Raw genomic sequence first — 26,546 nt, forward strand, 5'->3', positions numbered from 1 at the left:
TTGAAGCCGATGTATTGTATACGGTTATTGTAAAAGGATATGATGCCGCCGGAAATAAAGCGGAGATAAAAACTTTTTTCACTACCGGGGACAATGCGGTAATACCGGTGGATTATGTTGTTTCATATCATGATTCGATAAATGGATATACTGTAACAGGGGACCGGCGCATTTCCGTGTCGACCGGCGATGAAAGTCTTGAAAATATTATTCTTCATTTCCCCGATACTATTGATATTTACAAAATAGAAACCGTTGATGGGAACGAACAGCGGCAGCGTCTGGAAACCGTCGGATTTATTTCCTCCGCGATGAACGCAGAAAAGGAACTCTCCTATGGCAGCAGCGATATTGCTGTATATGAGGTCGATCTTGACGGATTCCTGCTCCGGGGCGATACGCTTACTTTTGAAAGAACCCAGGGACTTGCTCTCGCCGGAAGCATCTACCGGCGGCCAGTCCGTACAGGACAGAATACCGAAGAGAGAGAAATACAGTTACAGACAGTATCTCTCGGCTTTCCTCCTGTTCTGCGTTTGTCAGGCAGTGCGGTAAGTATTGGCACCGCCGGCAGTGTAGATACATATACAGAATCCGGAATAACAGAACGGGGCTTCAGCATTGACAATGTTGAAACAATACAGTTAACTGGCGGCCGGGAAAAATTCGGCGGCGGTATCAGTTTCCGGGCAAACGAGTTTAATAATGGAATTGATTTAACACGCCTGAGCGATGGAAGTGAACAGATATCAATCAGAGACGTATACGCCTATAATAACAGCACGGGTATCCGGGGAGAGAGTGCTGAAGAACTTATTCTCAGGATGCAGAATGTTCAATATGATGTAAAGCATAGTGGTCTCCGCGGAAATATAATTGATATTTATGAAGCTGAAATCCATCTGCCTTCCGGATATGAACCATCAGTATTAACACTGCAGGATTTTTCGATAAACGGACTGACTGGTGAGGTTTTAACCGGTTCTGCCTTCGATGGAGAAGTAACGATCAGTATTACAAGTCCTGACGGCAGTATTCTTCATCTCACGGAAATATATATTGACCGGAATGGGCGGCTCCTCGGCAGCGGTTCGGCAATAACAGATATTTACGGGACCTATGATATATATGATCTTGTTATCACAGACGAGGGCGCCGATTGGACCGAAGGCGCGGCGGTAAAGAATTTCAGCACAACTGTACACGGCTTTCTTGTTACTGCCGAGGAAACATATCTTACCGGAGCAGGTCTGTTCATACGCCGCGGAAATATACGCATCTATAGGGCGGAACAGGTTTTTGAAAATCTCGGATTGGAAACTACCGCGGCAGATACAGTGTACCATGCGGGAACAATACAGGAGTTCGGCACAAATACTTCCGGATACGGAACTACTGTCGGAATAAAAAACGGCAGAATAGGTAAAAATGCGGTAACAGGGACGTATGTAATACCTCTTCCCGTGCATATTTCCAGTGAGAATACGGCATGGGAAATTGCTGATGTAGTAATACTTGCAAATGAAACCTGCGCCGGCAGTGATGAAAATAACAGAGATGTGGAAATAGGAAGTTATCAGGGAAAAGCCGCAGGTCTTATTTTTGACGGAAAAACGGTGAAAGTTCCGCATCTTTTAATAGAAGCTCCTGCCGGGTTCGGCGCCGGTACACTTACACTGGACGGATTGGAATTCAATTGGGATAGAATAATAGAAAGCGCCGGCAAAGACGAAAGTGTCAGTTATGAATTCGACGGATGGACCATTTTTTACGAAACAATTCTTCTTGATGAAAGCGGACTCGGAGGCTGCGGATATCTGCTTCTTCCTGACAACAATGGGGGAGAAGAAATTTGCTTTCCTGAAAGCCGCGTCAGCAGTGACGGAAAAGTGGCCAGCGGCCTGGCCGATAATGAATATAATACCGTATATATTCATTATCTCCCAATCCAATTTGTCAATGCCCAGATGGAATTACTCGACGACGGATCTTATATTCTGACAAGCGCTCAGCCCAGATTGGATTTGGAATGGATCGGGAGCGACTATATACCGTTCGGAAAAACAGCTATTGATTCAACAGGCGAAATTGTTATCGGAGAAAAAGCAACCCGGAATGTAAAATTTACTTCGCTGAACCGGTATGTGGTTGAGGCTGTCAGCGCGTATATCGGAACGGAAGCTATTCAATTAAGCGGTTCTGTTGCTGCCCAATGGTGGGGCAACGGTTCAAAGGTTCAATTTGACGCGGATGAAATTATGCTTCAGGACCGTTATATAATAACTGCGGAAAAGGCGGATTCGAATGTTACCTATCAGTATGCCGGTTGGGAAATAGACGGCAAAGAAATCAGCTTCGGGCAAATTGATATAGATATAGCGGAAAATGAAACCGGCTTTAGAAGCGGAAAAATAAGCCTTGGTCCTCTTACTTTTACTACCAGGGGTGATATTACAAAAGAAGCGCGAAAAAGCCATGAAGAAATCCTGCCCGGCTTTGGAAAAGAAGTAACCATGGTGGAGAGCCGGTTCGGAAATAACGGCCTGCAGGTTTCCATCTTTGTTGCTTTGCCCGAAATGCTGGGAGGAAGTACGCTGTTTTTCAATCCGGTTTATCTGTATCCGGATGGATCTCTCTGGATCAAACAGCCGATAGGATCATACGGTTTTTATATTAGCGGCATTCGTTTTGATTTTGAAGGAATTGCCTTTACCTCAAACGGAATTGATATACGGCAGGCCGTTATAACCCTGCCTGAATCAATCGGCAGTACAACAATAGTACTCAACGGACTTGAGATAAATGCTGATAAAGTAAGTATTAAAAATTTCAATATCAGTCCGTTTGAATTATGGGGAATGACATTCTGGCTCCAGGATTTTTCGATAGAAAATGGGTTGATACATTTTGCCGGACAGGTCGGCTTGCCGAAAACTATGCCCGGGTTGCTTGCCGGCCGCAAGGTTGATATCAAGGATTTCCGCATCAGGATTGACGGAGCCGAAGTAGAAGCTTTTGAAATTGAACTGCTTGGACGGTATACTATTCCGTTTATGGACAGCTGGGCTCTGAGTTTTGAAAATCTGAAAGTCAAATATGAGGATCATATTCCGTGGATTATAATCAGTGAAGCCGATCTCCGGTTTCCGCAGGGATTTATGGTAACCTCCGCGACTGTAACTGATATTGCTTTTAACCCGATCGCGGGTTCTTTTGATTATGAGAAAATACGGATTAAAACCGAACTTCAGACGGAATTCTGCGGTATAGCTTTTTATCTGAATGAAATGACTATTACAAATGATCTGACCGTAGGTTTTGGCGGAAGCGTAATGTTCAATGGAGCTGAAATGCCCGAATTTATCGCGGGGAAAACAGCAATTATTGAAACATTTGAAATCAAGCGAAACGGGACAATCGGAGATATATCCGTCAGCCTTGGAGGGCTCAGTGGCAGCATACATCCTGATATAAAATTGCTCCGGCTTGAACAGGGCCTTGTTTCACTCAAAAAGGAAGGAGACACTAACCTGTTTGTTTCTGTCAGCGGTTCGATAGTCTTCACCGATGAAGCGCCCGGTGAGCTCCGGCAGAAAGCCATGAAGGTGGATGTCTTTACCATAGACGCAAAAACACCGGCCATAACCGAACTGAAAGCCGGTCTTGCTGTTGAACATAACGGAGACTGGAGCAATGATCCTGCGATTATCGATTTTGATCCTATTCTGTTTAATGTTGAATTTAATGATGTCTATGCAGGACTCGAATGGAATGCGGAAAACCAAAACGGCTATGTACAGGTTTCCGGAGGAATAATATTCCCGTCAAATTTCCCGGATTTTCTTGTAGGCCAGGAAGCGCGCATAAATACTTTTGTAATTGAATTTGATGGAACGGTAAAGCAGTTTGGCGCAGGATACGTGACCGCTCCTGGACAGGTATACGACGCATTTGATGCTATACAAATGAAAGATGTAAACATCTCCATAGCCCTTGAGGAAACCCAGCAGCTCTCTTTCGATCTCGGGGGAACGATAATTCTGCCTTCCGGAAAATTCCCTGAAGGTGTCGCGGGCACGGAAACGGTAATCAGAATGGCCTTTGACAGTAAAAGTGGATTGAAAGAGGCCTTTGCTGAATGTACCCTTCCGGATGGAAAACTTTTCGGGCAGCTCGGAATGCAGGGCGTTACTCTTGCGATAGAGAAAAAGGAACAGGATCCTCTTATGCTTTCCCTTGCCGGAATGCTTACACTGCCTGAAAATTTTCCGCAGGGTTTGCGGGGAACTATTGTTAACATACGCGAATTCAAAATAAACACAAGGGCCGATATCCAGGCTCTTGATATTGGCGCGGAGAATATAAACTTAACAGTTTTCAATACTGTCGGATTACAGGATGGTCACATATCGTTCAGCAAACTGACAAACAGTGAACTGCTTGTGGATATCGGCGGGAATATAAAATTAATTGCTGAAGGCCTCCCCAGCAATCTTAAAAATATAACACTCGGAATAGAAAAATTTGAATTATCCACCAGTACCGGTCTCCGGGCTTTTACAGTAGCTGCGGGAAATATAGAATTTGATATTCTTGGGGGCGTCGGAGTCACTGTCGAACGTCTGGCTGTCAGCGAATGGGGTCTGTCACTGTCCGCAAATGCCCGTCTTCCTTCTTCATATCCGACCGGACTTGCCGGGCTGCAATTTGATTTGAAAAATTTTGAAATGGCCTGGAGCGGCACGATACGGAATATAGAAGGCGGACTCGGCCAGATGTCTATAACGCTTGCGGGCTTTGGCGCAAGCATAAACAAATTGTACTTTCTTAAGGATGACAGCGGCCAATATTATGTAACCCTCGCTGAATGCCGGGTGACGCTTCCTTCCAACTTCGGCAGTATGGGAGGAGAAAGCATTGCCATAAAGAACGCAAAGTTTAATCCTTCCAATGGTGATTTTATGGGGGACGTGGAAGTTTCCCGCCTCAGTCCGTCTGTTTGCGGGTTTACTCTTGAAATGGTAAAACCTTCCCTTGAATTTACAAAGCAACAGATAACTTTTGAGAAAGTAACGCTTATTACCCCTGATTTTATGCAAAATGCGGAAATCTCACTTTCCGGCGTGAAGATTTCGGCTAAAAATGGTTTGGAAATAACGGGCGGAGGCGTCAGACTTCCTGACTTTGATCTGCAGGCGCTCCGGTTTTCCAATGTATTTGTTGAATTCGAGTTAGAAGGCAATCAGTACAGAATTGGCGGCGGCGGCGCGGTCCTGCTGCGGGGTCTCGGAGAACTGGAAGCAGAACTTATATTCAGAAGCAGATCGTCTACCTACCCTCTGGGGCTGGAAAGGGCCTATTTCAGTTTTACGGCCGACGGTCCGGGCATTCCGCTTGGAGCGACCGGCTTGTACTGGAACAAAATAGGGGGCGGCCTCGAATACGGACCTCCAAGTTCCAAAATCCCGAATTCCATAAGGGGTTATTTTGGAGACGGTACCCGTTTGTCATTGCTCTTGGGAATAGGGGCCGCTGAAAAAATGTTTTCCAGATGGACGGGACGGTGTGGATAGATATAGCCAATGTAACTTTCGCAACGCACGGCAGCGCTACGGTACTCACCGGCGTTCTTGATATAAAAGCGGAAGCTTACGCAGTATTGAAACCAGGTGTATTTGCAACAGGGATGTATGTGAATATTAAGATTGCCGAAGGGCATGTTGATTTTTTCATTTTTGAAAAGGATAAAAAGGTCCGTTTTTCAGGAGCCGGCGAGGTAAAGTTCAGGTTGGCAAAAGGAGCTATTGTTGATAGAGGTGTATATTTTTTTGGTTATGAAGTAGGGCGCGTACAAATTCCCCCGAGTACTCTGTGGCTGGGGCGGATAAGAGCCGAGGCCGGTGATTTTAGCGGAAACAGGCGCGGCTTTAAGGGTGAAGTGGATTTGCCGCTTTTAGGCTGGAAGGGGGTTTTTGTATCACCAAGTAAATTTGATATAGGGAATGTCAGCAGTTATACCCTGCTGATTCCGGACGGCGCTCAGACATGGAGTATATCAAATAGCACTATGCAATATAACGCTGCTAATACATCAATACGCTCAGTTGATGTAAGAGACAGGAGTTCTTACCGTGAAGATATGTATACATTTACAGTTGCAGAGCAAAGCAATACTCTGTCTTCAGACAGCGGAGTTGAAAAACTGATTTTCATTGTCGGCTATACGGAAGGTGATCCTGAAATATTGGCTGCGGCTCCATCCGGCAGAGAGTATCGACTTGGTGATGAAGGAACATCCTCCGAGTATTATGAAAACTGTGTTGTTTTTATTATTGCGGAACCTGAAGCAGGGGAATGGGGTGTTACGGTAGATAACGTGCCATCAGATTCATATTTTATAGAAGTTATGGGCAGTTTTTCCAGCCCAGTGATAACCGTGCTGGACCCTTCCTATGAAGGCCGGCGTGTAACTGAAACAATATCCGTTTCTGGAACTGTTAATCGCAGTGAAGGTTCTATCGCGGTTTATGCGGTAGGTGAAAATGAGTCTATTGGCTGGCCCCTTGGTACCGTTGATATACAACAGGATGGTTCTTACCGTGGGGAAGTACCGACACTTGACATTCCTGACGGCGCGTATCAGATATATGTACAAATAGAATCCGCAGACGTAGACGTATCTCCGACTGTGTATGCCCCTGGTAGTGTTTATGTTGACCGCACCGCTGTCTCGCTTAAGTCTCCGACAATCCGTGCCGGCGAAATAGAAGACGGTCGGGTGCGTATTACCTGGGATGATCCGAATGGTATGCAAACAGCAGGTTACTATCTTGTCCAGAAAAATGGTCCGGAACAAAATGAAAACAAAATTTTTATTGGTTATCTAACACAACTGGAACTGTCCGGGTTTACTAAGGGTGAGCAGATCGAGTTCTCTCTTATTGCGGCCGATGCGGGAAACAGGGAAAGCCCCCGGTCAAACGCTGTCGGATTTGTAATTGGCGGCGAAAATTCCGATGTGAATAGTCCGCGGGTAACTGAAAAAATTATCCGGGTGGAAGTTCCGGCAGGAGAACAGCGGATAGTTGAAATCCCGGTAGTTGTCAATTCATATCAGAAAAGCAATGCTTCCGAAGGTTATATATTTGCCCGGCAGATGAAAGATAGCAGCGGTTCAGAAACAATAGCGCTGGCCTTTGACGGGGCGCAGCAGGTTCTTCCTTCTATCAATAATCTTGAATGTACTGTCAGCGCTTCCCGTAACGCTGTTCCTGAAGTTCACACTTTCCTGTGTGAAGTAATTAATGAAGGGAACCGGTTATTGAATGATGAGTTTAAAGTTGAAGTCACAATTGTATATCCTGCACCGGAAATTTATGAAATCTATCCTGACGAAATAGATGGCCGGGAATCGCAGCTGCTGGAAATTTATGGACGAGGTTTCGTTGCCGGAACGAGGGTTTTCCTTGGGGAATCGGAATTAGTAATGAGCGATGAGGACACGGACAAAACATACACTGAGACCAGTTTTATTACAGCAAAAATTAATCCGCAAAACCGGAAGGGAGATACTTCACTAACTGTAATTAATCCTGCCGGTATGAAGGCGGAAGCCTCCGTAAACGTAAAACTTCCTGACTGGAAGGCCGCTTTGTTGACCCGCACAGCGGAGACAAAGCCCGCCGGGACCGCGGAGTATGCAATTCTCATAGAAAGTGTCGATGGATATGATGGAAACGCCTTGTTCACGGCAATAGATGTGCCGCAGGGATTCAGCGTAACACTTCCTGCAATTGCCGCGGGAAATACCGGTGTTATCAGTATACAGGTCTCTGACAGTGCAAGTACGGGTACTTATACAACTGTAATCAGCGGCGGCGAGGGTAAAACTTTTGAACTGGTTACAAATGTTACAGAAGCTGTGCCTGGCCCGACAATCAGCAGTGCGTACCCGTCAACCGTTTACACCGGAAATCTGGTGACGTTGCATGGATATGGGTTTGGGGCCGCCGGGCGTCTGGTTTATAACGGGTCGTCTATTGAATACGATAAATGGGAACCAGGCCTCGTCAGTTTCTATATGCCCGATGATGCTTCCAGCGGATATGCGGCGCTGGAAACAGAGTCCGGCCGTTCAAATGAAGTACGGGTCACTGTCCTTAACAGGGGCTTTACTTTACGGGTAAATTCTCCCCGGGTCGAATTGCTTCGTGGGGAAACAGCCTATGTTGAAATAGCGCTGAATGGATACGCAGATGAAGTAGTCCTTGAAGTTGAAAAGGATGCCGGCGCGCCGGTAGAGACGTGGCTGGTAGACAATCGGGTAAAACCGAACGCGATAGTTCGTGTTGCGCTCCGGGCCGACAGCAATGCGGGAAATGGCAGTTGGACCGTACGGGTTTCCGGCCAAAGCCGGGGATATAAGGCCGCCGCAGAATTTTCCGTATATGTTGCCGATGCCTTTGCTATACAGACGCCCTCTTTGCCTGACGCAATGCGCGATGTTAGTTACAGGGCCGTACTCGAGGCAAAAAATAATACAGGCGGAATTTATTACCGGCTTGAATCGGGAGAATTGCCGAATGGTCTGTTCTTGAACAGCAGCGGGATAATTACCGGCCGGCCAAGTGAAACAGGCCAATGGCAGTTTACTGTTGCCGCGACGGATTCATCCGGACGTTATGATTCAAGAAATTATTCAATAATAGTCAGGGAAGATATGTGGGGCCAATATGCAAAAGACGGGGGCCGGAACAGAAGTGTCAAAACGGATGTTCCTTCAAATGATAAAAATGCATGGAGAAGAGAAATCCGCGATGACGCGCAGGAAATACTGGTTGCCTCTCAGCATGTAATTGTAAAGTGTAATACCGGGATGACTGTGCTTGATATACACAGCGGTAACCTGAAATGGAGTACCGATAAAACATACCGGAAAACAGCATATGCCGGAGGATATTTGTATTGCCTCACCGAAGAAGGGATACTGGAAGCAAGGACATTATCGGTCGGTTCGCTGGCATGGGAACGCGAAGATGTAAAATCATTTACAACTGACGGATGGACCCTGCTTGCGGAAACTGCTGACGGAATGCTTGTGTTTAATGCTGAACAGGGAATGCTGATCGAAAAAATCAACAGTTGCTACCGCGATGCTGACAAGGTATTATGGACCGGTGGAGCGGCGTATGAATGGAATAAAAATATTCTGCAGGCTGTCTATGGCAGAGATAATAGATGGGAGTCCGGTGATGTCCTATACATGGCTGTGTGCGACGCCGACGGATTCGCCGTAAGCACACGCGACTCGCTGATACTGCTCGACAGCGAGCTTACTGAAATCCATCGTGTTCCGATGACGGCAAGTGAAAATGTCATTCTTGCCTTAGCAGATGACGCCATACTGATACATGACCAGAATATTCTCCGGGAATATGCAAGAGATACCCTTGAACGGCGATGGATAAAAGATGTCAAAGGTGCGCTTGCAGTGGCCAATGAAAAAACAGTAATCGCTGGTGATGCCGGCCTCAGAGTCCTGAACCGGTATACGGGAGAAGAAATATGGAGCGCTTCAGAGGCACAGCAGACCGTAGCTTTATACGGAGAAAAAATCTTTGCCGTCAGCGCGCAGGGTATTATAACGGCATATAATGGCGAAGCTAATACCGAAGCGCCGGTAACTGAAATACAGTTATGGCCGCCGGCTCCGAACGGCAAAAACGGCTGGTATACAGTAATACCGGAAATCCATATAACAAGCCGGGACCGCGAAACATATGTCCGTGAAACCTGGGCTCGGATAAATGGAAAAGAATTTACCGAAGAATCGGCAGAACAGACGCATCTTCTCGAAAACGGACCGCAGCAGCTGTCTGCATATGGAACGGACAGCAGAGGACTGCGGGGAGAAACTGTCAGCGTGTATGTACAAATTGATACGGACAAACCTGAAAGTTCTTACCGTCTTTCTCAGGCAGTTCCCGCGACGGGCTGGTATCTCAATGCGGTACAGGTCTCTCTTGGAGGACAGGATGTGACTTCCGGTCTGGACCATATTAATACCAGTAAGGGTGTATATCAGTCACCGGTCGTATTTTCGAAAGACGGTATACATACATTCACATGGCAGGCTGTGGACCGCGCCGGCAATGCCGAAAGCATGCAGGAAATCACCCTTCGGCTTGATCTCGAGCCCCCGCGTCCTGAAAGCAGAATAAAGTGGGACCGCAACATGGCCGAGGTAAAACTCATTGCAACGGATACAGCTTCCGGTGTTGCGTATATAGAATATGAAATTGAAAATGGAGGAGTCCGACGCTACAGCGAGCCGCTCCTGTTTACTGAAAAAGGTGTACACACTATCCGGTTCCGTGCGGCAGACAAGGCAAACAGAATAAGCGACTGGAAGGTGACACAGGTACGGGTCTCAAGTATCACCAGACCGCTGACTTTCCTGAACGATTCCACAAAGGCTGCCCATGTGCTTTCAGCTTTTGCGGAAACCGGCGAAAAAGACCGGCAGGTCAATGTTAGTGCGGCTGTCGGGTCCATGCTGTTTGACTGGGATTTTACCGGCAGTGATGATTCTGATAACCGTATTTCAGCTTTGCCCTCGTACGCGGCCGGCGGCGAATATATTCTATGGCAGGAAAGCGACCGTGATAAGAATGAAAGTGAGGGAGGACGAATGCGTGTGCTGCAGGATGCTGTCGTTTACCTCTTCCTTCCCGCAGGCCAGCCCGCTCCGTCCGGCTGGACTGAAGTTGAAACTGCTTTCGATATCAACCGTGTGTATTATGAAAACGGCAGTACGGTATATATGCGGCTTTTTGATGCGGAAGCTGAAGTGGAAATTCCCGGGACCCCGGAAGGCCAGATCCTTCCGCTTGTAATCACGCAGCCAATTGAATCCGCGGAAAGTCATATATATATGTGGCGGGAAGAAGTTTCCGTCACGGGCAGTCAGGTCGAAACAGCACATGAAAAAATGCCTGACAGTCAGGCTTCCGGTTCCAGGTTTGAAGCTGGTACAACAGTACGATTTAAAGCGCGGCTTGATCCGTACCGGAGTGCGCAGGTACTTCCTCTTACGGAGCGTTGGTTTGTGCGTACAGACTCTGGCTGGGAACCAGTCACTGAACCGGCATACACTCTTCCTGAAGTAACCTTTCTGTCCCGCGCCGGAGTCAGAGTGGAATACCTGCTTCCCGACGGGAGTGTATTCAGCCGGCAGGAGCGCGAAATAACCATTCTGCCGCGGAAAAATATCCTTGGACGGATTTTAGATGACCTTATCAGGACTATACGTGACGACCTTAAAAAAGGAGCGGGTGATGAGTAAAAAAGTCTTGTTTATCCTGCTGGCGGCATTGCTGCCGGCGACTGTATCAGCAGCGGGGAAAGCGGATACTCCCGCAACGCTCAGCCGCCAGAACAATGTTATTAATCTATATAATATAAGCAAGTATAAAGATACGAAAAAAACCGGCATTGAAGCTGAAGTAATCTTTCAATTGTTATTTGAGGACGGACAGTATTATCTGAAACCCACCGGATACTCCCATTATATTATGGGCTGCAGAGGTACCGATAATAACTGGCAGGTATGGAAAAACACAGGCTGGACACAGGCCTCCTCAGGCGAAAAAACAGCGCTGGATAATATACAGGAACTCCTGCGGCCCGCTTCGGCAAATGAAAAACCTGTCGAAGTAAAAAAGCTGATAGGCGAAGATGACTTTGCGCGGCTGAAGGCCTATGAAATGAGCATGCAGGATGTATGGCTTAATCAGTCGATGGGGCGGTATCCTGCCGCAGAACAGGCCCTTTCTCCGGGAGAAAAAATACCGGCCTCTTTGCCTGTTACCGGAAGTATAAAAACCGACGGCAAAGGCTTAAGCGATGACATAGTAATTGTATTATATAAAACCAGCATATCCCAGGGAGCCGGAATAGTATTTAAAAGAAATGCCGGTTTTTTCAACGGAGAAGCCGGACTTTTTTCAGATTCTTCGGTGGCCTCACAGTCCTACAATATAAAAGCAAGGGCTCTTCTTAACGATTTCTTTATTGACCGGGCAGGGGCCGCAAATGCCCTGACCGCCGTTTTGAGCGATCTCAACATTACCCTGCCGGAAATGAATGGTAAATGGGGCCTGTTCAGCGGAGTATCGTCTGACAAAAAAAAGGAAGTTTTTGACAATCTCGCGACAATCCTTGAACGCTCCCTGAGGGCTTCCTATCAGATGCATGTAAACGGAAAAACTGTTTTTGGCAGCGGTATAACCCCGGACGCCAAGACAACGTTATACGGAAACAACCGGAATATATATATTGACCTCTATCTGCTATACCTCATGAAACAGAACTGGCCCGTTTTCGCCGGATACGTCCGGACGGAAAATGATGAAGCCGCATATAACCCGAAACAGTATTCGGCCCTTTCCGCCGCTGAAGGAATGGAGCTCGCCGCGGCCGCCATGAAGTTCTACACCTGGGGTGCCGAATACGGTATCGCAAAACTCTCTCCGGAAGGAATTTCAAATTATAAAAGCCGGAACAATACGTCCTATTTCCGTATGTTTTATCCCTTCAGGGGTTCCCTTTTCTGGGACACCCCCTGGCACGCGAAGACTGTCGATAACGTAAATAATTACTGGAACGGACAGCTGTACGGGCTGCGGTTTCTTCCGGAAGCTGTGACTCCGTCGAAGGGCATCAGCGGAATAAACCTGTCGTCCATCAATAATTCGCTGTTTACCATTCCCCACTCGACGGGAATAGCCGGATATCCGCTCCCCTATGCGGAAAGCGGAGCCGACAGTCCGCGGACTTTCGCGTATAAAATGTATGAGCAGAACCGGGTCCAGGCAAAAAAGAAAAGCCGGGTCAGAACGACTGATGAAACGACCTCACTGTCAAATTCCTATGAAGTGACCGGCAAAGACGCGGGAGATAAACCCTTTATTCCCGGCGCATATTTAAAGGAACAGCTTGAAACAATGCAGGCCGCCGGAGTGGATACTATGGGCTTTTTAACCGGCAGTATTGCCATGACCGGTTTTTTTGATAAGGTATATAATCTTCAAGCGGAACGTCCAGCGGTAAATCTCGATCAATACTATAAAATGGATGAAGCCGCATTAAACAGCATGCTTGACAGCGGAGGAAAACCGAAATTCAGCGAAGGCCGTTATCCTTCCGACTGGGCGGCCTTCCGGCTGACACTGGAAGACCTTGAAAGATGTTCAATTATCATTCCCGATTTGAGCCTCATACAGCCCGGCGACCTTGTTGTCCGGTATAATCCAATATCCGCAAGGAATGAAATCGGCATAATAATCGGTTTCAGCTCGGCGAAGCCCGCTTTCGGCGGGAACCAGCGCGATTTTATGAACAATGTCATTGTATTAAGCGTGCGCGAAGGTTTTACCCAGGTAACAATGGGCACCTGGGGAAATCCGGATAACACATTCAACGGATTTACTACGGACCCCGAAAACTGCCATGTCCGCCGCCTGGTAATACGGAACAGCGTTTCCGGAAATACCGGCGGCTATCCTTCAGTTGCCTGGGACGTGTGTGATCCCGTACCCGCTGAAATGAACGTCACAATAAAAGCCATGAAGGAACAGACCTCGCTTGAAGAAACAAAGATACAGCGCTGGATGCCGAATACCGGGGAATTCCTTCTGCTTGAAGAAGTCGAACCTTCAATGAAAAACGCCGCCGGAGCAACACTTGACTATTTTTCGTCAGGGGCCGATAACCTTGAAATGGTCCTGACCGGAGCCAGGGACAGGGGTTATGTTGCTAATCAGGTTCTCGAAACTGACGGAAACATATTCAGAAATGGCGACTGTAAATTTGAAATAGCCTTGATAAAAAACAATGAAATCCTTTCGCTGGGTGAATTAAAGCAAAAACAAACAGATGAATCCATGTATGAAGTAATCTATAAAGAAGGTAATGTTTTATATACCCAAACAGGTATAAATAAAAATAATACCAATTTCCCGGCAAACCGGCTATGGGTAGATGAAAAGGTATGTATTACCGGAATAGTTAATGGCCAAAGCGGCTATATACTGGGTATCCGCCCGGAAAATGCCAAGGCTGCCCGTCCCGGAGATGACCTGCTGCTCAAATTCGGACTGAGGAAGGCTGGAGAGGCCGGTGTTATGACTGTTGGGGCTGACAAAGCGGAAGCTGTTGTCGGCGAGAATGATTATATTGCTGTCTATGACAAAAAGCTTGTATGGAGGGCGAATTTATACATAGATGAAGAAGATACTGACTGGAACAATATGCACCCATGGAACGCGCCGCCGGGAGAAAACCTGAAGGCCCAGGGTGGAAATCCTGTCTGGGGCCGTCTGACCGCGTCCAATGCTTCTTCCTGGGACGGCGATCGGTGGGGATATAATGAATGGAATAGAAAATGGGATGGAACGGGAACAGTCGCTGAATCATTTGTAGGGTTGAAAGATCTTCCTGTCGGGGATGGGAAACAGGTTGTTCAGTACTTTCCTGTCACGCCTATTCGCACTCTTGGCGGAACAATAAGCAATCCGAATGCCACTAATATTCTGAATAATACGGTTGCCTATAGTTATCCTTTGCATAGTTATGAACCAAACTCAGACGGTGAAGCCGGAAGTATGGACAGCCCGTTTGATTATATAAAGAAAATGCTGATCCAGAAAGCCCAATTGAAGGATTGGTTTAATGATCAAGGACTGCGCTTTGTTAAACCGAAAAGTAGTTGGCCGAAAGCAAACGTGCTGGATCCTAAAGCCTTTTCAAGCCTGGAACAGTATGCGGAAAATGTTCAGGCTGTTAATACGTCCGCCGTCACCACTTGGGCTGCCGAGCAGAAAAAATCGTGGTATGAACATGAACTAATTAAAAATTTCAGCCTTGCCTCATGGAAAAGAGAGATGCAGGCTCCGAATGATATGTGGTGGCATTATGAAGTTTCCCCACCCGAAGGATGGAATGCGAACACATACATTCCGGCAACGCAGGCTTTTGTTCCCGGTCTTGGATTGAAAATTTCTACGTATCCCTGGCCAACTGGGCATAAATTTAAAAAGCATTTTAATCATGAGTGGGATGAAGAATTCCACCCGCCAAATACAACGATAACACAAATGTCATATCTTAATAAAGAATATGTTATCGAGGCCGGGAGCGACTGTGTAGGGCTTGCGCAGCGGGCAGCGAGTTATGGCGGGAACCGGTATAAATGGCGGGATCTGAATCCCGGTTGGACGGAAATGAACAGCATGGCCGGCGAAAATAATATCTGGATCCAGATAAACGCATATGATCCGGGCGTAAATGGACGGGTATACCCTATACAGGAGAGAAGCCAGGGGTCCTCACCGGTCGTGCATACTAAAGCCGATTATGATTCCGCTACGTATATGATATCAAAAAAGGAGAACAGGGATTCGACGGCGGAAGAAAAGGCAATTAAACTATTGCGGAATATTGTACCCGGGGATATATTTGTAAAACAAAATGATATGACAGATGTTCCCAATGCCCACATCGCGGTTGTCGCGGTAGTCCCTGAATACCATGAAGGGATGAGTGCGGAAGAATTCATGCAGGGAGTAATACTTGTAGAGGAAGATTTCGCTGAGAACATACAGAGCGCCATAAGATGTTTGACGCTCAGTGAGTATAACGCAAACAAAATTCTTCAGGGAAAGAGAATATATTCCAATTATACAGTTCCTGTTCCTCAAGGAATAAAACCAAACTGTGAAACATGGGCTATAAGGAGAATTCAATGAAAAATAAAGATAATCGATTGGTATTTATCCTGATATTTACTCTGATATTTACTCTGTCTGCGCAGGAAACAATCCCGGCAGAAAAGGAGTATCTGTCAAGTATAGAACTCGGAGAAGAAAATGATAAAGTCTACTATTTCGCAAGTGGTGAAGGATTTTATTCTCCTGGCGGTATCAGGGTTGATGATCAGAGGCGTCTCATATTCATTCCGACTTGGACCTGGGACCATTTGCTGATTTATGAGAAAGGAAAATGGAGTTCAAAACCGCTGCCCCCGGTATGCCTGATTACTGGAGGGGTCACCCTGAAACATCCTGTATTTCCCAGCAGGGCTATACGGGAGGAGGAGAAGGGGGTGCCTATTACCGTATACTGGATGACAGAATCGAATACAGGGACAGTTACTTTGGAAATATAGATATCGGATATTTAAGTGAACAGAAAAACTATATAACCCCCTGGGGCGCGTTCAAGGAATCCCAGAGCGATAAAAAACTATTTTCGATGGAGTTTCTGGAGAACGGTGGGTTTTTTGTGCGTACGCTGGAAGAAACAAGGGCCTGGCTCCCGGGCAAGCCGGGCGGTTTCAGTATAGGCGAAGACGGTCATATATACCGGAACGGGGTGCTGTGGTCAGTTGTTGTACTACGTGATAGCCAGCCTGGGGAAAGATACGCAGGAAGGCTTGCAAGTGGTCACGCTATCTGGTTTGCAGGATCAGATGGCAAAGAAACAAAACTTGGAATAAGAAACGCGCGGGGACAGACGGAATTGGCAGTAACATTGTTTGGACGCTCCCCAACTAGTACACATCCAGCCCGGATTTATAATACCGGTATCGGACCCTGGGGTGAACTGTATTGTCTGATCCCTCCGGATGAAATGTGGACTTCTTCTGAAGGACGTTATGGCGGTAAGTACTATGATGTTCCCCATCCTTTTATTACCGACAAACCCGCCGAACTCGTGGTCGTGCGCAACTACCTGAAATACTTCGGGCGGCTGAACGATGACCGGGTGCGCCTCAGGGCGGAGCCGTCGACAAACGCGGCCGTAGTCGGCACCTATCCGGTAAAAACAGGCTTCCGCATACTGGAAAAAGGGACCCGGGAAGAAACCATAGCCGGGGACACTGATGTCTGGTACAAAGTGCGTCTGCTTGACGGGACCGAGGGCTGGTTTTTCGGCGCCTTTGTGCATAACCTGTATGACGGGCCGGACGGTTCGCCGCCTCCCTGGCCGAACGTACCCGACTGGTAGAATCCTGTCCCGGGCGCTGCCCGGAAACACAGTTATTTGCCTCGCTGGTCCCGGAAATCATCCGGGACCGGTTTCATCTGTCTTCCGTCAACCCTGACCATATGTACATTCATATTTCCATTATATTTTCACTCTATCTCTTGTTTCCCTGTGTGCCGGGCAAAAAATCTCCTGATTACGGCCAAAAATACCCATTTTCCCCGCATATAATGGTATTATTTTAAAAATAGTGTTATCTTTCAATATGCCTTTCATTTAAATTGTGCAATAAGGACGGAACGTTACAATGAAAATTCACTCCAAAATAATGGCATTCCTGATTTTTATGGTAGCTGATGTTGCCATTGTTTTCCTGATTCTCATTTCAACGAATGTAGGCCGGATCCGTGACCAGCAGGAACAGATAACCGGGGAAATTACCGCTTCAATAACAGACAATATAGACCAGCAGCTCCGCGAACTTGCGGAGAACGTCAGTCAGTATGTCCTGATCGCCGAAACCGAAATGGATAAATCAATGCTGAACGCGGCAATGGTCCTGTACGAAGTCGACCGCCTTAAAGCAGGGGCAGTGACCCAGGCCGAACTAGAGCAGATGAAATCCGAAACAGGCATGTCCGATCTGTATCTCGGAAACCGCCAGGGAGTTTTCACGCTCTCGACCGAACCCGCGTCCATAGGGTTGTCTCTCTTTGATATATGGGACGGATACCGCATGCTGGTCACCGGCGAATCCGACTACCTTCCCTCGCTTCTGAAAATAAAGGTAGAAACCGGAGAAATTTTCAAATTCACCGCGATCCCCAGGGCAAATAACCGGGGCGTTATAGAATCCGCCCTTGCCGCGGATACAATAGAAGAATATCTCCAGCGTTTCCTTAACAATAATCCCCATATCAAGTCCCTGAACATATTCGATCCCTGGGGGCTTGTCCTGACTGAAAATATCGGAGATGGGCAGACCTCCATATATAAAAAGCAGGCCGTTATCAGCGACCCTGAAGTTTTCGCGCTGTTCGGGGACCCTGAAAAAATACAGATCACCATTAATGACGACGACGCCCGTATTTTTTATCCCGTGCTTGAAAACGGCAGCTCCCGCTATGTGCTTTTTATGGACATAAATACCGACCGGTACTTTTCCACGCTGGAACTGGTGCGGAGTCCCCTTGAGGCTCTTATAAACCGGACCCGCAGTGAAAATATTGTTTCATTCTTCTTTGTATTCGGTTCGCTGGTTGTTCTTTCGGTAATTATTTCCTTCCTTGTAAGAAGGACCCTCAGGCCCCTCGGCGACTTTAACGTTATTCTGGCCGCCATGGCAAAAGGTGATTTTACCGTCCGCCCCACTGAAAAAGACCTTGCCAGAAAAGATGAAACCGGCGAAATGTCCCGCTCTTTCCTGAACACTGTTGAACAGGTAGGCGGAATTGTGGGTTCAATTAAAACCCGCATGACAAAACTTGAGGAAATAGGCGACTCGCTCGCCGCGAACGCGGAAGAAACCCAGAGCCAGGTTATGAATATCGGAAACCACATAAAGAATGTGACCGGCAAAACAACAAACCAGACAATGAGCGTTTCAAACGTATCTTCTTCCGTTGAAGAAATAACAAGAAACATTGAATCCCTCGATTCCCTCATCGATAACCAGTCCGCGGTTGTTTCCCAGTCGTCCATCGGAATCGAGGAGATGCTTCAGAGCATTACCGCGGCGAATACAACGCTCGGAAAAATCGCTTCCGAATTTACGGAGCTTGTCGACGCTTCCCGGACCGGGGCCGAAAAACAGGAACAGGTTAAAAACCAGGTGCAGAATATTGTCAGTTTCTCCGAGACCCTGAATGAAACTAATAACGTGATTGCCCGGATCGCTTCACAGACCAACCTGCTCGCGATGAACGCCGCCATTGAGGCCGCCCACGCCGGTGAGTCAGGAAAAGGGTTTGCCGTTGTCGCCGATGAAATCAGAAAGCTTGCGGAAGAATCATCGAAGCAGTCGAAAACCGTAGGCGAGCAGCTCAAGATGATCCAGAACGGAATAGGCTCCATTGTCATATCTTCCGGTGATTCGAAAAAAGCCTTTGATTCCATAGTTACGCAGATTAACGACGTAAACAAGCTTGTCACCATAATCAGCGCCGATGTCACGAGCCAGAATACAAAGTCGCAGCAGATTAAACAGGACCTCGACACCATTACCAATGTGACCAGCCAGGTCCAGAACGGGGCCTTTGAAATGCGCAAGGGAAGCGAAAGCATTGTAGAAGAAATGGTCCTGCTCCGGGATATTTCAAAAGAAGTCCATAACAGTATAACCGAGGTTACGACAAGCGTTTCCGAAATCAATAAGGCTTCCGAGGATGTCCTCAATGTAGCCATTGAAACGAAGGAAAAAATCAACGATATCTCGGATAATCTGAATAAACTGAAAATCTAGTTTGCGGTATTGCCGGCTGTTCATACAGCCGGCGGGAAAGGGTTTGTATGAAAATAGAGCATATCGCGTTATGGGTTTCCGATCTGGAAAAAATGCGTGAATTTTACACGCGGTATTTCAGCGGGAAGGCGAACGCCCTGTACACAAACCGGGTGAAACAGTTTCAGTCATATTTTATTACATTTGAAGACGGCTGCCGTCTGGAATTAATGCACAGGCCCGATATCGCGGACAGGAACAAAGCCGGAATTCTTCTGGGCCCTGCCCATTTTGCCGTATCCGTGGGAAACAGGGCGACTGTTGACTCCCTGACCGCGGAGCTGGAAAAAGACGGCTATGCGGTCCTTTCCGGGCCCCGGGTAACCGGCGATGGATATTATGAAAGTGTTATACAGGACCCGGAAAACAATACAATAGAAATTACGGAATAGTCTCTTGCTTCCATAGGATTAAAATACTCCGCCGCAGAGCAGACCTTCGGTGGGATATTCGCAGGCCGCGAAAGAGGCCATTACATACCCTACAGAACCAGCCGCAGGCTGATTAAACTCTCGCCTCGAATAAACGGAAGAACCATGCGCTTGTATTTGTGCGGACTGCGTGAAAATACTTTCCATTTTTCTTTCTATAGCCTATACTGAAAACCATGACAGTCCAGACAGACCCCGGCCGGTCCGGAATTTCCGCCGCAATTATCGGCCTGGGAAGAATAGCGAGCCTTCTTGAGGATGATCCGCTCAGGGAAAAGCCCTGCACCCATGCAGGGGCCATTGCCGCAAATCCGGACTGCTTCCTTGCCGCCGGAATGGATATCAGCGCCGAGCGCCGGGACCTGTTCGCCGAACGCTGGGGCTGCCCGGTATATGATAACGCGGAAACAATGCTTGAGACCGAAAAGCCCGGGATTGTGCATATCGCGACCCATCCGGACAGCCACGAATATTATTGCGGGCTCGCGGCTTCAAGAGGCGTCCCGGTCATTGTCTGTGAAAAGCCGGTTGCCGACACCCTGAAAGCGGCCCGCCGCATAAATTCCCTGCAAAAGCAGTATGGGGTCCGGATCATTACAAATCATGAACGCCGTTACGCGGAGGATTATGCTGCCGCAAAAAAGGTCCTGGAAGAAGGCTTTCTCGGAAGGCTGTTATCCGTGCGCTGCTGTCTGTATATGGGCGAAAAAAGACGGCTGATTGATGTTTTCTGGCATGACGGCACCCACCTCGCGGACGCCCTTATGTATCTGTGTAATTCAGGACTCCATTATGCAAAACGCCAGGGCGTTCCCCTTGATTCCCGTGAAGGTACGGCATATCTTTATGGCCGTGTTCAGCCTCCGGAGGCCGGAGCGGAAATCCCCTTTATCTTTGAACTTGGCGCGGGCCGGGACCATCTGGTCTTTGAGCTTGAGTTTTCCTGCAGCCGGGGCCTGCTGCGGATAGGAAACGGAATCTACGAAGTCTGGCAAAGCGCGGAAAGTCCCTACGCACAGGGTTTCCGGTCGCTTGAAAAGACGGAAGACGGGTTTAAGGGAAAAAGCGGATATTTTACCAATATGCTGAAAGACGCCGTCGCCTGTGTCCGCGATCCCTCGCGGCTGCCTGTGTCCGGGGCCTCAGACGGCCTGCGTGTCATTGAATTCCTCAATTCCGTACGCAAATGGAAGTAACCAATAGTTGACCCCGCGCATAAAAACATGCAGAATTATTATACAAATACAGCAAACTCCTTTTGAAAAGGAATTCTGTAACAGGTATATACCGTTTTTGTTTTTAATAGTATATTACTTTTGTAGTATTACGAAACAGATACTATCAACGGAGGCAGAATAATTACTTCTTTAACAGCAGGAATCAGTCTGGATTCCATTAAAAAGGCTTTGGTAAAAAAGTACATGAATTGTGTGGGCGATCTGATTTTCAGCCCTGATGTCCAAAACCTTGAACACTATGCGCAGCACGGCGATATTTCCCGGCTGCGTCATTCGCTTAATGTTTCATATTACAGTTTTCTTATATGCAGAATTTTCGGACTCCATTACAGGGACGCCGCGAGGGCGGGACTCCTGCATGACCTCTTCTTTTATTACTGGCAGGATTTATCGCCGGAAAATACCAAAAGTCATGTCCTCCTGCATCCCCGGATCGCGCTGGAAAATGCCCGTGTAATAACAAAACTTAACCGCAGGGAAGAAGAAATCATTGCCCTGCATATGTTCCCTCTCTGCGGCAGGTTTCCCCGGTTTCTTGAAACCTATATAGTTTCTCTGGTTGATAAAATCTGCGCTTTTATGGAAGCCCTGACTTTTATCAAGCGAATACCGAGGCTTTGCCGGGTTAAAATCGCTTCCCGCAACCGGTAAGCGTCAGCAGTCCTGCCGCCTGAAACCTTTCCTGTCCGTATGGCAGGAAAGGGCATTATCCAAAGTTTTCCTTCACAATTTTTTGCCGCTTGCATACAACCATCCCTCATCACACCGGATAATCCGCTGCAAACTCTTTTTTCACCATATAAAAGACTCCTTATGCCCCGCAGTTAATTGTATATAAAAAAAGACGGAATGTAGCTATTTGATATAAAAATGTTTATTATATGTGTATGATACGTAAAATATTCTTCAGTGCAACTTTTCTGTTTTTGAGTGTTCTAATAATATATGCGGAAACACTTCCTGACTGGTTTATCGTTTTAAGAGACGCCTTATACGAGCAGGAACTTACCGCGGATGAGATTGTGCCTGTATATGAAGCGACGGTTAAAACAGCCGGCGAAACACTTACCGGGCAGGAATTGTATGTAATACTTTCCCGCTGTGAATATATGCTGGGCAGGGCCTATCAGTATGAAGAGCGCAAAAACGAAGCGGCGGCCTGCTATGAAAAAGGCATAGACTGGGCGGAAAAAGCGCTTGCGCTGAAGCCGACTTCGGAAGGGTATCAAATGCTTGCGGATAATATTTCCCAGGCCTGCGCGGTAAAATCTGTTGGCTATGCCATGGCGAACGGATTGAAGGTCGAGTCAAACGCGAAAAAAGCGCTTGAGCTTAACCCGAAAAATGCGGCCGCCCAGTATATGATTGCGGCGCGTTATGTATACGCTCCGTCCCCTTTCAACAATTTTAAGAAAGGCATAAAAATGATGGAAGATATTATTACTGAAAACGATGCGGGTATGGAAAAAGACGACCGGTTTAATGTATACTCCGCCATAGGCTATGCCTATTTTGAACAGAAAAAGTACCAGGATGCGCGGCCCTGGCTCGAGAAGTCACTCACCGTGTATCCAACAAACAAATATGTCCAAAAAATGCTAAGTAAAACTTAAAACGGGATGATGATATGCAGGGATTTATTCACATAATGGGGACATATACTGTCTCATTATTGTTGTGCTGGCCGTTTATTTTTTTGTACTTGCCGCGGGAAATATCCTCTATATGAAAAAATTGACCAAGCCGGCAACCCGGACAGACGGCCCCCTGGTTTCCGTGCTGATTCCTGCGCGGAACGAAGAACAACTGATAGAAGCCTGCCTCAATTCCCTGCTCAACCAGAATTACCTGAACTATGAAATACTGGTACTTGATGATAACTCTTCCGATGGGACTATGGCCATTCTGAAAAGAATGGCTTCGGAGCATTCCCGTATACGGGTATTCAAGGGCGAGCCCCTTCACGCGGACTGGTACGGGAAACCTTTTGCGCTTCAGCAGCTTTCCGCCCATGCAAAAGGTGAAATCCTGATTTTTACCGATGCCGATACCATTCACCAGCCCACATCAATTTCCTGGGCAGTAAGCAATATGGACGAGCTGAAAGCCGACTTTGTATCGGGGTATATTGGGCAGGACGTAAGGACTTTTGGTGAAAAAATGACCGTTCCCCTGATGTATTTGCTGACAGGCTTTATTGTTCCTCTTTTCTTGAACCGCCTTTCAAAGGCGTCAGTTTTTTCGACCGCGGTCGGACAGTATATCGCGGTAAAAAGTGATGTTTTCAAAAAAAACGGCGGGTATGAAGCCGTAAAGAAAAAGACAAGCGAGGACATTTATCTGGCCCGCTATATAAAGAGCCTGGGTTACAAGACTATGTTTCTTGATATCAGCAATCAGGTCTGCTGCCGGATGTATTCCGGATATACCAACGCTGTTCATGGAATAGGTAAAAACATTTTCGATTTTTTCAATAAGAATTCTCTGGTGCTTTTTATTGCGGTTATCGCTGTGTTCCTGTTTCTTTTATGTCCGTTTCCCCTCCTGTTTTATTTCCTGATTACGGGAAACCCGTATACAATTCCTCTCATTATTGTTAATATCCTATACACACTTGACTGGCTTATGCTGTTTATTGACCGGAAGATAACATGGTATTACGCACTGCTGTGGCCTCTTCTTTTTATCAATTTGCTGTATATGGCGGGCTGGTCGTGGTTCAGGACTGTTTCCGGAAAAGGCTTTGTCTGGAAAGAGCGTGTGGTAACCTGAGCATTCCTTACGAATAAAAAGTTCTCTGATACTGATATTGTGTTAACTGAGGAAAATGTATGCCGTATAAACGTGGACGTCCCCTGATAGACACTTCGCTGTCTTTCAGAATAGCTTCAGCCATGACCTTTTATGTGATATGGCCGATTGCCCAGGCTGTGAATTCCATGATGCATTCCACAGCCTATGAAAACAGAAAAAAATTTGCAGGAATTTCCCGCGCCGTGCTGGTCTCGAACCACACCACCTTTCTCGATCCCGTGAAGGTCAGCGGTATAGTATTGCCGAACCGTATGTGGCATACGCTTCTTGAACCGACGGCCGAAGCTCCCGTTATAGGCACTCTTACCCGCCTCCTCGGAGGCATGCCCCTCCCTCGGGGAAAGGAAGGGCTTAAACGTTTCTATGAATCATGCGAAGAAGCGTTCCGGTACCGGCGCTTTATACATTTTTATCCGGAAGGTGAATGTTACCGGTACAATCAGAATGTTGTCGAATTCAAAACCGGCGCCTTTCTCCTGTCAGCCTACTTTGATGTTCCGGTTATCCCCTTGTTACTGTCTTTTCCGAAGGGAACTTCAAACCCTTTTCTTTTCTGGGCCGGGCCTTTCCCAGGGAAACCCTTGTTGCCCTTGATCCGGTTTATCCGTCCGAATATATTACCCGGGATGAAAACGGTGAAGTCTGTATGGATTCCGTCCGCCAGTTCGCTCTGGCTGTACAGCAGATAATCCAGGATGAGATTAATTCGCGTAATGGCTGCGGGGCTTTTTTCCGCGGAAAAATGGCCCGCATTAAGGGTATCAATACCGAATAGGGTTTTCGCATGAGGGCTTAATATCCCGTCCGTTAAGGGCGTGCTTGTTGATTAATACTGAAAACTGTTCCGTAAAAAGATTTCCCATGTTTTTCTCATAATAAATCACTCCTTCCGGCTGGTAAATATTTTTCACATTCAGTATAGTCTCAATATGATTAAACGAACTCACTTTGGCAGTCCCGCTTTTTACAAGTCTGCTTTGGCCATTGCAATTCCCGTAATGCTTCAGGCCCTTTTACAGAATGTTGTTTCCCTTATTGACAATTTTATGGTTGCCGGACTTGGCGACGTAAAAATGAGCGGAGTCAATGTAACAAACCAGCTCCTGTTTATTTTCTTTGTCTCAATGAACACCATTTCCGTGGCCGGCGGAATTTTCATGTCCCAGTATAACGGGGCAAAAGATTCGGACGGCATGCAGCAGTCTTTCCGCTTCAAATTTCATGTTTCCATGATCCTCGCCATAGTTGTGGGCCTCGCGTGCGCCTTTTTTCCGAAACAGCTCCTTGGCCTTCTGGTCAACAGAAATACCCAGAGCGCGGAAATTGTCGAGGCCGGGAGCGAGTATCTGGCACTTATTATTTTTACCCTGATCCCTATCGGCATTTCGACAAGTATCGCTACGTCCTTCAGGGAAACAGGCAATGTAAAACCTCCCCTGGTGATTTCCGTCGCGGCCACACTGGTAAACACCTTTTTTAACTGGGTTTTCATTTACGGGAACCTCGGGGCTCCCCGGCTCGAAGTCAGGGGAGCGGCTATCGCGACGATAATAGCCCGCATTGTTGAAATGGTAATATACATAGTATATATCAGGAAAACCCGTCCGCTGTTTTATTCCCGGATCAGGGATTTGTTTAAAATAAAGATAAAGCTTTTCCTGACCATTCTGCGGAAGTCGGGCCTGCTGTTTGCCTCGGAGCTTTCCTGGGTTATAATTGAAACCATTATGACAGCCGTTTACAACGGCAGGGGCGGGGCTGAAATCGTTTCCGGAATGGCGGCGGGCTGGGCCATTGCGAACCTCTTTATGCTGATTTTCGGCGGCATACATACCGCAATCGGCGTTATTGTAGGCGGCACCCTCGGGAAAAATGAAATTGACGCTGCCCGCGATCAGGCGCGCTGGCTCAAGAACGGGGCCTTTATACTCGGCTGTTTTATCGCCCTGATAGAGTCTTTTTCAGTCCTGCTTGTCCCGCTGGTTTTCGGCAACCTGTCCGCCGATTCCAGAATTGTGACCCGCAATCTTCTCTGGATCATATCCGCATATATGCCTGTCTGGACCTACCTGAACGCCCAGTTTGCCATAGCCCGCGCGGGCGGAGACGCGATTATGGGGGCCTGGGTTGACGTAAGCGTGAATACGGTTCTTTTCCTTCCGGGGATTTTCCTGCTTGCCTGGTTTACGGATTTCGGGCCGGTCGCGATGTACGCAATTGTTAAGATTACTGATTTTGTGAAAGTTGGAGTCGCCGCCTGGCAGCTCAGCAAGGAACGATGGCTCAAAAACCTTACACTGATGGGTAAGGGTGACGAAGTAATCATGTAGCCGCGGAAAAGCCTGACGGTTTTTCCGCAAAAAAGGGAAAAATCCGCATTTTTCGGGTTCTTTCCGGACAATTCCTCTCTAACTATTTGCGGTATTCATGAAAATATCGTATTATTAAAGGAACCCAGTGCGGTGTTTTCAATAGGACCGCACAGATTAAAGGAAGTTATATAATCAGTAAAGAACA

13 protein-coding genes are annotated in these 26,546 nt (G+C 47.2%); all 13 read left to right on the forward strand.

Features of this window, described 5'->3' with window-relative positions; genetic code table 11:
* The first annotated feature begins 14 nt into the window (after window positions 1-14).
* The 13 genes from K7I13_RS09365 (at window position 15) to K7I13_RS09425 (ending at window position 26,359) form a co-directional block, all read left to right on the forward strand.
* Window positions 15-5,573 carry a hypothetical protein gene (locus K7I13_RS09365; RefSeq protein ID WP_255945001.1) on the forward strand — a complete coding sequence of 1,853 codons (5,559 nt, stop codon included), beginning with the start codon at window positions 15-17 and terminating at the stop codon, window positions 5,571-5,573.
* Window positions 5,552-11,344: an OmpL47-type beta-barrel domain-containing protein gene (locus tag K7I13_RS09370; protein WP_255945002.1), complete on the forward strand. Its 5,793-nt coding sequence runs from the start codon at window positions 5,552-5,554 to the stop codon at window positions 11,342-11,344. Before K7I13_RS09365 ends, K7I13_RS09370 begins: the two co-directional genes overlap by 22 nt.
* On the forward strand, window positions 11,337-15,806 hold the full coding sequence (locus K7I13_RS09375) for a hypothetical protein (RefSeq protein ID WP_255945003.1): 4,470 nt from the start codon (window positions 11,337-11,339) through the stop codon (window positions 15,804-15,806). The genes K7I13_RS09370 and K7I13_RS09375 overlap by 8 nt, the downstream gene beginning before the upstream one ends.
* Window positions 15,803-16,225 carry a hypothetical protein gene (locus K7I13_RS09380; protein WP_255945004.1) on the forward strand — a complete coding sequence of 141 codons (423 nt, stop codon included), beginning with the start codon at window positions 15,803-15,805 and terminating at the stop codon, window positions 16,223-16,225. The genes K7I13_RS09375 and K7I13_RS09380 overlap by 4 nt, the downstream gene beginning before the upstream one ends.
* Window positions 16,226-16,689: 464 nt before the next feature.
* Window positions 16,690-17,067 (forward strand): SH3 domain-containing protein, encoded by a 378-nt coding sequence (locus K7I13_RS09385; protein ID WP_255949286.1) that lies wholly within the window; start codon window positions 16,690-16,692, stop codon window positions 17,065-17,067.
* Between the two features lie 286 nt (window positions 17,068-17,353).
* Window positions 17,354-19,507, forward strand: coding sequence for a methyl-accepting chemotaxis protein (locus K7I13_RS09390; protein ID WP_255945005.1), 2,154 nt, complete (start codon window positions 17,354-17,356; stop codon window positions 19,505-19,507).
* 47 nt (window positions 19,508-19,554) lie between these two features.
* Window positions 19,555-19,938, forward strand: coding sequence for a VOC family protein (locus K7I13_RS09395; RefSeq protein ID WP_255945006.1), 384 nt, complete (start codon window positions 19,555-19,557; stop codon window positions 19,936-19,938).
* A gap of 215 nt (window positions 19,939-20,153) precedes the next feature.
* Window positions 20,154-21,173: a Gfo/Idh/MocA family protein gene (locus K7I13_RS09400; RefSeq protein WP_255945007.1), complete on the forward strand. Its 1,020-nt coding sequence runs from the start codon at window positions 20,154-20,156 to the stop codon at window positions 21,171-21,173.
* A gap of 210 nt (window positions 21,174-21,383) precedes the next feature.
* Window positions 21,384-21,866 (forward strand): HD domain-containing protein, encoded by a 483-nt coding sequence (locus K7I13_RS09405; protein ID WP_255945008.1) that lies wholly within the window; start codon window positions 21,384-21,386, stop codon window positions 21,864-21,866.
* A gap of 275 nt (window positions 21,867-22,141) precedes the next feature.
* Entirely contained in the window at window positions 22,142-22,828 is a 687-nt protein-coding gene (locus K7I13_RS09410) for a tetratricopeptide repeat protein (protein WP_255945009.1), read from the forward strand.
* A gap of 112 nt (window positions 22,829-22,940) precedes the next feature.
* Complete coding sequence (locus tag K7I13_RS09415; RefSeq protein ID WP_255945010.1) at window positions 22,941-23,987, forward strand: glycosyltransferase family 2 protein; 1,047 nt, start codon at window positions 22,941-22,943, stop codon at window positions 23,985-23,987.
* A 59-nt stretch (window positions 23,988-24,046) separates the two neighbouring features.
* Window positions 24,047-24,718, forward strand: a complete 672-nt coding sequence (locus tag K7I13_RS09420; protein WP_255945011.1) for a 1-acyl-sn-glycerol-3-phosphate acyltransferase — start codon at window positions 24,047-24,049, stop codon at window positions 24,716-24,718.
* Between the two features lie 240 nt (window positions 24,719-24,958).
* Entirely contained in the window at window positions 24,959-26,359 is a 1,401-nt protein-coding gene (locus tag K7I13_RS09425; RefSeq protein ID WP_255945012.1) for an MATE family efflux transporter, read from the forward strand.
* Window positions 26,360-26,546: the final 187 nt, after the last annotated feature.

This window comes from Brucepastera parasyntrophica, assembly GCF_022376835.1.
In the GTDB taxonomy this organism is placed as follows: domain Bacteria; phylum Spirochaetota; class Spirochaetia; order Treponematales; family Treponemataceae; genus Brucepastera; species Brucepastera parasyntrophica.

Coding starts and splice junctions, on each gene's coding strand:
- K7I13_RS09370 (WP_255945002.1), top strand. CDS start 5,552: ATGGACGGGACGGTGTGGATAGATATAGCCAATGTAACTTTCGCAACG.
- K7I13_RS09375 (WP_255945003.1), top strand. CDS start 11,337: ATGAGTAAAAAAGTCTTGTTTATCCTGCTGGCGGCATTGCTGCCGGCG.
- K7I13_RS09380 (WP_255945004.1), top strand. CDS start 15,803: ATGAAAAATAAAGATAATCGATTGGTATTTATCCTGATATTTACTCTG.
- K7I13_RS09385 (WP_255949286.1), top strand. CDS start 16,690: ATGTGGACTTCTTCTGAAGGACGTTATGGCGGTAAGTACTATGATGTT.
- K7I13_RS09390 (WP_255945005.1), top strand. CDS start 17,354: ATGAAAATTCACTCCAAAATAATGGCATTCCTGATTTTTATGGTAGCT.
- K7I13_RS09395 (WP_255945006.1), top strand. CDS start 19,555: ATGAAAATAGAGCATATCGCGTTATGGGTTTCCGATCTGGAAAAAATG.
- K7I13_RS09400 (WP_255945007.1), top strand. CDS start 20,154: ATGACAGTCCAGACAGACCCCGGCCGGTCCGGAATTTCCGCCGCAATT.
- K7I13_RS09415 (WP_255945010.1), top strand. CDS start 22,941: ATGAAAAAATTGACCAAGCCGGCAACCCGGACAGACGGCCCCCTGGTT.
- K7I13_RS09420 (WP_255945011.1), top strand. CDS start 24,047: ATGCCGTATAAACGTGGACGTCCCCTGATAGACACTTCGCTGTCTTTC.
- K7I13_RS09425 (WP_255945012.1), top strand. CDS start 24,959: ATGATTAAACGAACTCACTTTGGCAGTCCCGCTTTTTACAAGTCTGCT.